Source organism: Serratia sp. K1WW1, assembly GCF_055790865.1.
Map to the genome: position 1 here is coordinate 2,080,562 of NZ_CM147697.1, position 10,853 is coordinate 2,091,414.

Consider the following 10,853-nt stretch of genomic DNA (forward strand, 5'->3'; position numbering starts at 1 on the left):
ATAACGGGTCGGGGCAGGGCGAGTCAGCGCTTAAGCCAGGTCTTAATCGAACAGTGTAATGTGCTGAGCTTGCTATCCAATTGCTTAAGCTGCTGATTGATTAATTCCTCATTCACCGGCGGCTCACAGTGTGTTTCCAACTGACCACAGAGCTCATCGATTTCTTCGGCATAAATGACCTGTGCTCCCCCACCCATTTTATGCAGGCATCCCGCCAGCGCCTGCCAGTCTTTCGCTGCACAGTGTTGCCAGGCATCTGCCAGGTCAGCATCGTTCTCTTCGCAGGTACGTAACAGTAAACGCGAAAGCATTTCTTCGTCCTGATGCAGCAGATCTGTCAGTTCCTGCAAATGGATTAACTCGTGCAAATCGGGGACGAGTTCGGTTTTTGCCACATTGCGCAGCGCCGTTTCCAGCTGCGACAGCCGTAACGGTTTAAACAGACAGTCGTTCATACCGGCAGCGATCCCTCTTTCTCTCACGTCCGACTGGGCATTGGCCGTCAGGCCAAAAATGGCCACGTTACTCCCGGTTGCGCGGATCTTGCGGGACAGCATGAAACCGTCCATCCCCGGCATCGAGCAGTCCGTGATGATCAGATCGGGCGTTTCATCTCTCCATTTATCGAACCCTTCCTGGCCGCTTTTCGCTTCCGCAACCTGATGGCCCAACTGGGTCAACTGGCGATTGAGCACCATGCGGTTGGCCGGATGATCGTCCACAATCAGTACCGTGAGTGGTTGATTGCGTAATTCGCGCAGCATAGTCGCCGACCCTGCCGGTTTCTGCGCCTGCCGCGCCGTAACGGGCAGCTCAATCAGGATCAGCGTCCCTCGACCCGGCGTACTGCGCATCTGCATGCTGCCGTGCATTTTTTCCAGCAACTGGCTGCTGATCACCAGACCCAGACCGGTGCCGGTTTGCTTGCGGCCTTCGGCGAGCTGAGAAAACGGTTTAAACAGCCGCTTCTGATCGGCAATGCTGATGCCTACCCCGGTATCTTCGATTTCGATGTGCAAGACCAGGCCGTCTGGGGCGGTGCGCTGGCTTTGCAGCCGTACGCCAATTCTTCCCTGTTCAGTAAATTTCACCGCATTGCTCAGATAATTGGCAATGGTTTGCCGCAGACGGCCGCCATCAACAAATATTTCCAGCTCATTTTCTGTCCGGCTATCGAAATTCAGCTCCAGACCTTTTTGCCGGGCTACCTCCTCAAACACCCGGATAACCGGCGTGATGACCGTATTCAGCCGCACCCATTCCGGCGCCAGTTCAAGCTGCCCACTTTCGATTTTTGCCATATCCAACACGTCACCAATCAGCCCCATCAGGGTCTGGGCCGATTCGAAAGCGACCTCAATGGCTTCGTTCGCGGGCTGTTTGCGAACCTCCAGCTCCAGCAACCCCAGGATGGCGCTGATGGGGGTGCGAATTTCATGACTCATGGTGGCGAGAAACGAGCTTTTCGCCTGGCTGACCTGTTCAGCGTGTTCTTTCTCCACCGACAAGGCTTGTAGCAGGCGTTTATATTCGGTGATGTCTTGCCACCCGCAAATTAGCCCGACAACCTCATTTTGCGTGTCGGTATATTGTGTCGCCCAATGGGCAATCACCCGATCTTCGGCACCATTACTGACCGTAAATTCCTGCGTCTCACCGACGACGGACGCCGTGTGAGGTTGAGTTAACGCCAGGGTCAGTGCCTCTCGCAGAGCCGCCAATGGATGTCGTAAATCAAACAGCGAAGAACGCAACGCTCCAGTAGGCAACTGGCTGAAATATTGCTGGAATGCTTCATTATGGGTGAGAACGGACAGCTCCCGGTTCAGGACATAAATAGGGGTAGGGGACCCATTAAGCAGCGTATCGCGAAACGTCAACTGAGCCTGTAACTCTTCCTGCACCAGTTTGCGACGCCGGGTTTCTTTATCGCGTGCGTACACCCAGATCAGCACCAGCAGGATCAATCCCCCGGTAACGGACAGCACCCAGTAAAACTGTTTGTCGTACAGCTCCCAGGTATTGATTGGAATGTCCGGTGCCCCTTGCCAGCGGTGAATAATCAGCGATATCTCTTGCGGTAGAATATCCGCCAGTGCCTTATTAAGGATGTCCAGCAGCTCCGGTTCATCCCGGCGTACGGCAAAGCCAATCAGCGTGGGGTTTTCCCCCAAGCGGTCCACAATTTTCAGTTTCCCACGAAAATATCGGTCGATCATAAAGTTGGCCCCCAACTGGTTGCTCACTCCACCATCAACTTTGCCTGAGTCTATCAATTGCAGAACCAGGCTTTCGTTATCGGTATAGACCCACTGGATACCCGGCCATTCTTTGGCGAGCTGTTCTGCAATCGCATTGCCTCGCACGGCGGCCAGCTTCAGGTTGTTATTGATTTGCTCTGGTGCCGCGGGAATATTGCGTACCACCAACACCCCAGGTGTCTGATGCCAGGGGCGGGTAAACGTGGCGAGCTTTTCCCGCTGTGGGCTAATGCTGGCGGCAGCAATGACATCCCCTTGGTTATTGTCCAGATCGGAAAACATCTTTTCGACCGAATCCGCGGTGATGATCTGGAAGTTAAGGCCGGTGCGCAGATGAATAAGACGTAAAATATCCGCTCCGATACCGTGCAGTTCGCCATTCTTGTCAACCAGGGTAAAAGGGGCAAAAAATGGGTTAACCACGATCCTGATCGTCGGGTTGTTTTCGATCCAGCGTTGCTCTTTTTCCGTCAGCCCAAGGGGCCTTTCAAAGCGCCAAATGTCCTGGCGCTGCACCCATTGGCGGGAAATAACCCGATGTTCGGCATCTGGAATAGCTTGTAATACCGCATCAATGCTCTGTCGTAAAACCAGATCGTCTTTGCGCAATACAAACCGGGCCCCGGGGGCCACTTCTGGAAAAACATCGGTAATGGTCAGTTCGTTGCTGTAGTTACGCTCAATCAAAAAGCTCGCGGTCGTCAGGTTACCCAGAAAATAGTCGCATTTATGCAGCGAGACGCATGTCAACGCACTCTGGCTGGAGGGAAAACGAACGATAATCGCATTGGGGAAGCGCTGGATAACCTGTGGATCGCTGAGGTAGCCTTGAGTTATCGCCAGCGTAATCTGCTTATCGTTGGCGTCGTTATGGGATGATACGCTCTCGCGGGAGACCAGCGCGGGCCGGTTAGCGATGAAGTTGTTGCTTTGCGCATAGTTGTCCTCATCAAGCAGCGTACTGCCGCTATCATCCACCACGGTATCAATCTCGTTCTTCATCATCGCCTGCAAGGCATCGGCGCGTGATGCATAGCGTATAACCAGTGGCTTTAACCCCAGGTTGCGGGCAATCAGACGGATATAGTCGGCATAGATACCCTCATAGGTGCCGGACTCTGGCTCCATGTCAAAGGGCGGGTTCTCTGGAGCCCAGGTTCCCACGCGCAGGTCGCGCTTTAATCCCAGCCAGCGCCATTGATGGTCGGTAAGCGATACATTAAGTTGCGCCGGTTCCTCACGGCTAAAAATTTGCAGTGCTTGCCCAGGAGGCGGGCTGGCATAGCTTGTTGCCAACAGGCCGCTGCACAACAAGAGAACTAATATACGGATCATTGGGTCATTCCAGGTTGTTACGTCGCGCAAAATCAAACAGATCCAGTTGCGTTTTACAGCCCAATTTGTCCATTAACCGACTTTTATAGGTGCTGACCGTTTTGCTGCTGATCTTCATCCGGGTGGCAATCTTGTTATTTTCAATCCCTTTGGTCATGTGCTGAAACACCTGGAATTCTTGTGGGGATAACGTCCCCAGCCGTTCCTGATCATCCATAGATTGCTGAGCATGCTGCGATTCAAAGCGCTTGAGGGGAAAATAGCTGTACCCGTTCTGTGCGGCTTTAATAGCAGTTACTAACTCTGGCAGGTTGTTTTTTTTGCTGATAAAGCCGTCCGCACCGCTCAGGGCGCTGCGAGGAGAATAAAACTCTGGATTTTTGCCAGAAATAACAATAATGATGCCAGGGAAGCTTTTTTCACGTAATGCCCTGACCACCTCAATCCCGTTCAGCGAAAGGATATCGACATCAACGACCACGATATCGGGATAATGCAGGTCAACCAGGGAAAGCGCCTCGATACCATCTCCGGTTTCGGCGACTACGCTATGCCCTTCTTTCTCAACCAAAAATTGAATGGCCATGCGGACAATAGGGTGATCATCTACAATGATAACTTTGCTCATGGATATACCTGATAAATATTACAGTTGTTTTAATCTTAGCTCTTTTGTGGTGACTGGGCACTAATAATTTAGATAATTCAAAAAATAAAGCGTAGGGCGAATCCTACAGGTGAGTGATGACTATTCTTATGTTAATGCTACCTGTTTTTTGATACGGCCGAGAGTTGCAAACTGTTAATGCTATACTTTAATAAGCTGTATTATTTTTTACAAAACGATACGGCGGGCCGTATTGTAACGTTCTGACCAATAGTCATTTTCCAGCGTGGAAATAATGACCCCCTTACTGGTGGAAGCATGCACAAACTTGTCATCGCCAATATACACCCCAACGTGACGCAGATTTGAGGAAATACGAAAGAAAATCAGGTCTCCCGCTTTGAGATCGTCGCGACTGGTTTTGACACCCTGTTGGAGTTGCTGGGCCGTTGTTCTTGGCAGCAGTCTGCGTAACGTATCTTCAAAAGCGCCATGGAAGATTTTTTGCATCAGCGATGAGCAATCGATCCCTTGCATGGTTGTCCCACCGAACCGGTATTTTACGCCTTCCCAACGTTCGAATTCAGACATGATCTTTTGCCGAATAGCGTTTTCGTCAAGAACATCGTTCCTTGTGTATTGCACGTTTGAATCGCTGAAGGGGGAGGCAAATAACGGAGATGCCGTAAACAACGTTGCCAGTAATAGGCAGCAGGCAGGGATAAATTTTAAAAGCATAGATGGAATTGGTTGTTTAGTAGTCAATGGGGGCGAAAAAATAACCAGTTTAAAAAAGAGAGTCAAGTCAAGATAAGTTAAGATTTTGTGACTTAACATCCCATGAAATTTCCTCGTTTGCTGTGGACAGAGTATGGCGTGTTTAATCTGGCAATGAAAAATGCATTGCTGTCAGTATGTTGAAATTAGCGATAAAGTGATTTATCTGCCGCTTATGGTTTATAGGCTTACCTATGCGTAAGGTGGCGCTATATTATTGATTGTATATCTAAATAATGGCTGTGACCTACTGATTGTCAAATAGGTTCCTTAGACTACGGGATAATGCTATCGGCTTGATAAATTTTGAGATTTCCCGCACTTTCATTATGGAACATCGTTATGAACACGTTTGTTCTGAGTGCTGGATAAATCATGTAGGCAGGCACCTACATGCCGATGAGGGCTTTTCTTATCCATCGGGTATGGCACCCCGTATACTATGCAGCTATAAGTCACTGACCTTCTGTGGAGAAATGATTTTGATCAGACAATTGCTGTTATTTGTCGCCGTGGCCACTTCGTTAAACGCGGTTGCCTCTTCCGAACACGCCTGGAGCGAGGCTGATAAGGCAATACGCGTCGCCTGCCTGAAAGCCAGTGGACTGAAGGATGCCAAGGCCGTTGGCGATATCATTCATTACGACGACGATGTCGGTTACTCTGCGCTGCTGATCGGTGGCCGTTACCCGCAGGCGTTTATGAAGAATAAGCCGGGCAAAGAGTTGTGCCTGTATCAGAGGACGAGCAAAAAAGCGGTGGTGCAGGAAGGCTTTGTTGAATAAGCCACCTTCTTGCCTGAACAACGTGGAGGCATGCCAGAAAGTGTACGAATTGCCTGAGTAAGAAACGGACAAGCGGATGTTTTGTTAAATTTGATTTATTCAACCAAGCCCCCTTCAGTCTCTGGCATTTTGCGGTGGTGAGTCCGTCACCACCGTTGAATGTGAATTCCCAGCATCGGTATGTAGTCCATAGCCTACAGTTTGTTGATGAACATTCTTATGTGAATAACGTCCACTTTCTTTATCATTAAGGGGCGGAGAAGGGAAAATACTGTACCTAACGGGCTAAATGTCTCATCCAATCTGTGGGTTGACTGCACCGATCCGAAGACTACTCCATTACCGAGGGGATAAAGATGATCTACATTTGTTCCGATAATATTTACCTGCAAAAAGGGATGGAGGAATTACTCTATCCTCTGGGTATTAAACCGATATCCCTTGATAAGTATAATGAGCAGGCGTTGAACATCGCTAGAACCAGAAGCATCCTGTTAATTGACATCACCATCCCCAGCAGCGTACTGCTCAACACCGTATATGATAATCTGGACGTGATTTTCTTACATAACACTCCGTATGAGAACGTTTCTTTATATCCTTTCAGTGCTTACTTCTGCACCTTACATATCGGGACGTCATTAGAGATGTTTCGCATGGCAATAGTTAACATCTTGAGTGGTAAGCCACGAGAGGTCATGGCTAAAAAGAAGGATAGAAGGCTGACGGTCAGAGAGGAATACATTTTCCGTGAATCGTTAAAAGGCGTTTCAGCGCAGGAATTATCTGCGGCCTGCGGCATTGAAGCCAAGTCGGTGTATACTCACAGAAAAAATGCCTGCCGAAAGTTGGGTGTTAACAAGATCACGGATGTGCTGCCTTTTCAGCAATTTTTAGTGAAGTAAAGACCAAGTCATATCTCGAACCTATCAGTCAGTCTGTCCTTGAAATACCCCCACTCTTTGAGCCACCAAACCTATTGTTGTCTGACGGGTATCCACATCATGCTGTTGGTATAGTCCCTCTCTCTGTGACCGATAGATTGGTCCTTTTGGGGGTTGGAGGGGGTTAGCGGAGTGCGGCCTGTTATCTCTGCGTCTGTAGTCCTTGCCCTACAGGTATTGGGTGAGCTGTCTGATGTTACCTTTGGGGTAGCTATATTATTCTATTTCTCATGGAGAATATCTCCTGATGCTTATTGTGACTTTACTCTGCGATTCCTTCCTTGGGGCGTTGCAGAGTCTTTTTTTGCTATTAATCTTACTGGCCTGAATGCAGGCCATTGAACCTTTTCTTATTACCTCTTGATAAAATATAGGAGTCATTACGTAGAGGACTGCGATGGCGACATTTTTATAGGCGATTTTATCTTCTAACGAATAATGATCTTTTTCGTAATAAGGAAATATGCTTATAAAAACTATAAGTACTGATTGTTAACAATAGGGCACTGAAGGTGAGATCGAGCAAAATATGAACTCTCTGAGTAAGTAAACCCGGGCTGTTAATTAAGGTGTTAACTGCCAAATAAGCGTTAGTAATTTCCCGTCATGACTTCATTCAAACTTTCCATCCCCATATTGCGCAACGCAATCATTTTATAGCGACTAACGGCAGACGTAGAAATCCCCATTGCGGCGGCTATTCTTTTGGGACGAACCCCGCTCAGTAGCGCACGTAACACCACGCGCTCCATTTTTTGCTGCTCAAGATGATGCGCAGAGAAAAAAGAATTGTCTTGCAAGGCGTATACTGCGCTATAAAGGGCGAACTTGAGTAAATCTAACGAGGTAAATTTATCGACTATCGCATTCACACCGGCCAAACGGCCAAGATCTTGCAGCTTTCGAGACGAGTGACTCGCCAGTAGAATGGTTTTTTGTTGATAACCATAGGGTAATGAAAACAGGGTGGACATTCCCTTGCCCATGTTCCCTACCTCCATGATCAATAAGTCAACTTGATGATTGAGTAGCACTTCCTTTAGTTCAAGTTGATTAGGCGTTATGCAATTGACCTGCCAATGAGGGTAGTCAGCGCACAGGGCTTTGATTCCAGCAATGGTATAGGCGCAATGCGCGATAACTAAAACAGTTTTAGGTTCTTTTTTTTGCCTGGACGTTAATGAAGTTGTACCGTCGATCACTACCCACTCCTTTAACCATCGAATGGTAAATCTCAGCACGCATTATTTAAAATGCATTACTTTATACCTGAAGTTGTGCTGCTGCATTTCGTCTGATTAAATCTTATGATAGTCAATGCTAGATTTATTTAAAATAAGAATAGTCATCAGTAGATTGTAGGCCGCGGCTGACATGGCGGTTGTGGGTTTTTAAATGAAATAGGGAGTATTCAGCGAGTGAAAATAGCTATATTATAACGGACTCGTTACGATCAATGACCCAGGTATATCTATGGCTAACGTTATCATTGTTGATGATCATCCTATTGTTCGGCTGGCAATTCGCTTTTTGGTTGAAAAAGAAGGGCACTCTGTGATTGCCGAAACCGGGGATGGTATTGAAGCCCTATCATTGGTTGAACGCTATCATCCAGACATTCTGGTGATTGATATCGATATTCTCTCACTCGATGGGATAGAAGTGGTTAAATCTTTACGTGAAAAAAGTTATCCTGGCATCATAATCGTTATTTCCGGCAAAAAATCTGAATTCTACTCACCCCGTAGCGCCCAAAGTGGTGCTGACGGATTTATCAGCAAAAAAAGTAATTTACGAGAAATAACAACCGCGATCAAGGCAGTTAAAAATGGCTGTGGCTATTTTCCCACGAAACGTTTTGAAGATCTCCAAAGCCAACCGATGATGGACGATCGGCAACGGCTGGGCACACTGTCACCCCAAGAGTTCCAAGTGTTTCAGTACATGACCAAAGGGATTGAAAATAACAAGATTGCCACCCGGATGAAGATCAGCAACAAAACGGTCAGCACCTATAAAAGCCGCTTAATGGACAAGCTGGGCTGTAAGTCACAACTGGATATTTTCGAGTTTGTAAAGCGTAACCAGTTGGAGTAGGGGCGTGAAGGGTGGATTGTGGTTTATGGCCAATAACTTCTGGAGTGACCAGTGGGCTGTGAAATTATTTTAAAGACCTAAGTGATAACCGGTGCAATTCCGATTGCTGGTTTTGTTAATTCGACGTCATTTTACTGGCCGCAATATTAGTTTGATAGCCCTGCAGTATGTCTCTCAGACTGGTGACTCCGGCTCTCTTTAGCCCATTTTTTTTATGGCGACAGGCTGCACGATACGAGATGTCCATTTCTTGCGCGATGGTGACCAACTTTTTTCCCTGTAACAAATCGCACAATATTCTTCTTTCTTTGAGGCTAAACAGCTTTTTATCGCTGTCTGGCTTACGTTCACTGGGGCCTAAATTGATCAAATGTTGTAATAGCGTATCCAAGGCGGTTAACACGATATCTTTACCCACAACGGCATCAAACCCTGCAGCCTGGTAGGTTTTGTCCAGAACAGGTGACGTTCTTTCCGTCAGTAACAAACACCTGCCATGGTAAAAGTCTGGTAGGCCGATCAATGAGGAAATATTCCAGGCAGTGTGAGCAATATCCGTTACCACCAGGTCTACCGGATGTTTCATTATCATCAATTTTAATTCTCTCAGCGTTTTTGGTGTGCCGCAAATTCTCCAACCTGCAAAACGCTCACATAACGCAATGATCCCTTCCAGAGCGTAAGGGCAGCGTACAAAAATAAAAATATGCTTTTCATTATGGCCCCGTGACCTGGTCGCTAAGTGGTTTTTCTGCATTTCATGTATGCCTTTTGTCTGGGGCAGTATATAAAGCTTAAGGATGGTTTTGTGATAAAGGGTAATTTATCCGGCTTGAAGCCACAATGGGATTACTCATCGATATGTTGTAGGTTGGGGACTACGAAGATAGAAGGGGCTTATTAAAGGTTAATGGATTAATATCGAAATGGTTAAATTTACTACGATGATACTTTAAAAATAGGGGGCAAATATTGTAATCTTAGTTTTTTCACCAAGGTGCTCGGGGGAGCTATGCGGAGTATGGCCGTACTTTTACGCTATGAACACAAGATTAAGGCTAACCCGAGTAGACAAGCAAAAATATTCTGGCCGTTGCCCAAACGATCGGTACCGGTGAATATTCATCGAGGTCTTTGGGTTAATTACCAAGCTGGCGAGAACTGGGAAGCTGCGTCCTTTAGAGCGAGGAGCAGTCTCCGCTGGTAAAATGACCTACGTGGACCCAGAGTCATTCAGGAGCGGGAAACCGACCGCTATCAGCATAAGGAAGAAAAGCATGGCATCTCCATTCTCGGCACTGATCATCGGTGCGTCACGCGGTATAGGTTTAGGCATTGTCAAACAGCTATCCATGCAGGGCTGGCAGGTAGTTGCAACCTGTCGCGGCGCGGTGCCTGCCGATAGCCCGGCTGACACACAATGGCTGAAATTAGATATCAATCAACAGGATGAAAGGATTGCCCTGAAACAACGACTGCTGTCACAACAATTCGATCTTATCTTTATCAACGCAGGTGTTTACGGGCCAGCCCATCAGGACGTTACCCAGGCGAATGATGATGAGATCGTTGAATTGTTTATGACCAATACCTTTTCCCCGGTTCGCTGTGCGGCAGCGTTAATACCGCTGGTGAAACCGCAAACCGGCGTGATGGCGTTGATGACATCGGAGTTGGGCAGTTTAAATGAGAACGACGCGGCGACCTATCCGCTGTACGCCGCCAGCAAGGCTGCTCTGAATATGTTAACGCGCGGATTGCGTGATACCGCCGCACAGCGGGAGGTGACTTTGCTGTCGGTGCATCCGGGCTGGGTACAAACGGATATGGGCGGAACCAATGCCACGCTGACTGTCGAACAAAGCTGCTCTGGGATTGTGAGCCAGGTTCTGGCCTGGCGCGGCAAAGGAGGGCATCACTTTACTGACTATGCAGGCAACGTGTTACGTTGGTAAAACGCGTTTTTGTAGGGGCGCTGAATGCTGCCCCCATTTAACTCCGGTTCCAATCTTCCCCTCCTTGGCCTGTACAGGGATTAAGGGAGGGG

9 protein-coding genes are annotated in these 10,853 nt (G+C 47.8%); 4 read left to right on the plus strand and 5 right to left on the minus strand.

The genetic code is table 11. The features are described from left to right. Nucleotides 1-23: 23 nt before the first annotated feature. The 3 genes from ACX9GU_RS09450 to ACX9GU_RS09460 all read right to left on the minus strand — a co-directional run bounded on the left by ACX9GU_RS09450 (nt 24) and on the right by ACX9GU_RS09460 (nt 5,040). Nucleotides 24-3,596 carry a transporter substrate-binding domain-containing protein gene (locus ACX9GU_RS09450; RefSeq protein WP_473194565.1) on the minus strand — a complete coding sequence of 1,191 codons (3,573 nt, stop codon included), beginning with the start codon at nt 3,594-3,596 and terminating at the stop codon, nt 24-26. A gap of 4 nt (nt 3,597-3,600) precedes the next feature. Continuing rightward, nucleotides 3,601-4,224, minus strand: a complete 624-nt coding sequence (locus ACX9GU_RS09455) for a response regulator (protein WP_473194566.1) — start codon at nt 4,222-4,224, stop codon at nt 3,601-3,603. A gap of 207 nt (nt 4,225-4,431) precedes the next feature. Next, nucleotides 4,432-5,040, minus strand: a complete 609-nt coding sequence (locus tag ACX9GU_RS09460) for an NlpC/P60 family protein (protein ID WP_473194567.1) — start codon at nt 5,038-5,040, stop codon at nt 4,432-4,434. A gap of 416 nt (nt 5,041-5,456) precedes the next feature. Here ACX9GU_RS09460 and ACX9GU_RS09465 point away from each other — a divergent pair, with 416 nt between their 5' ends. Next, complete coding sequence (locus ACX9GU_RS09465; RefSeq protein ID WP_473194568.1) at nt 5,457-5,765, plus strand: hypothetical protein; 309 nt, start codon at nt 5,457-5,459, stop codon at nt 5,763-5,765. 356 nt (nt 5,766-6,121) lie between these two features. Then, nucleotides 6,122-6,670, plus strand: a complete 549-nt coding sequence (locus ACX9GU_RS09470; protein ID WP_473194569.1) for a LuxR C-terminal-related transcriptional regulator — start codon at nt 6,122-6,124, stop codon at nt 6,668-6,670. A gap of 629 nt (nt 6,671-7,299) precedes the next feature. Here ACX9GU_RS09470 and ACX9GU_RS09475 read toward each other — a convergent pair. Further along, on the minus strand, nt 7,300-7,911 hold the full coding sequence (locus tag ACX9GU_RS09475) for a helix-turn-helix transcriptional regulator (protein WP_473194570.1): 612 nt from the start codon (nt 7,909-7,911) through the stop codon (nt 7,300-7,302). 271 nt (nt 7,912-8,182) lie between these two features. Here ACX9GU_RS09475 and ACX9GU_RS09480 point away from each other — a divergent pair, with 271 nt between their 5' ends. Further along, nucleotides 8,183-8,806 carry a response regulator gene (locus tag ACX9GU_RS09480; RefSeq protein WP_473194571.1) on the plus strand — a complete coding sequence of 208 codons (624 nt, stop codon included), beginning with the start codon at nt 8,183-8,185 and terminating at the stop codon, nt 8,804-8,806. A 115-nt stretch (nt 8,807-8,921) separates the two neighbouring features. Here the strand turns inward: ACX9GU_RS09480 and ACX9GU_RS09485 are convergent, their stop codons facing one another. Then, nucleotides 8,922-9,563 carry a helix-turn-helix domain-containing protein gene (locus ACX9GU_RS09485; protein ID WP_473194572.1) on the minus strand — a complete coding sequence of 214 codons (642 nt, stop codon included), beginning with the start codon at nt 9,561-9,563 and terminating at the stop codon, nt 8,922-8,924. A gap of 520 nt (nt 9,564-10,083) precedes the next feature. Here ACX9GU_RS09485 and ACX9GU_RS09490 point away from each other — a divergent pair. Further along, nucleotides 10,084-10,761: an SDR family oxidoreductase gene (locus ACX9GU_RS09490; RefSeq protein ID WP_473194573.1), complete on the plus strand. Its 678-nt coding sequence runs from the start codon at nt 10,084-10,086 to the stop codon at nt 10,759-10,761. Nucleotides 10,762-10,853: the final 92 nt, after the last annotated feature.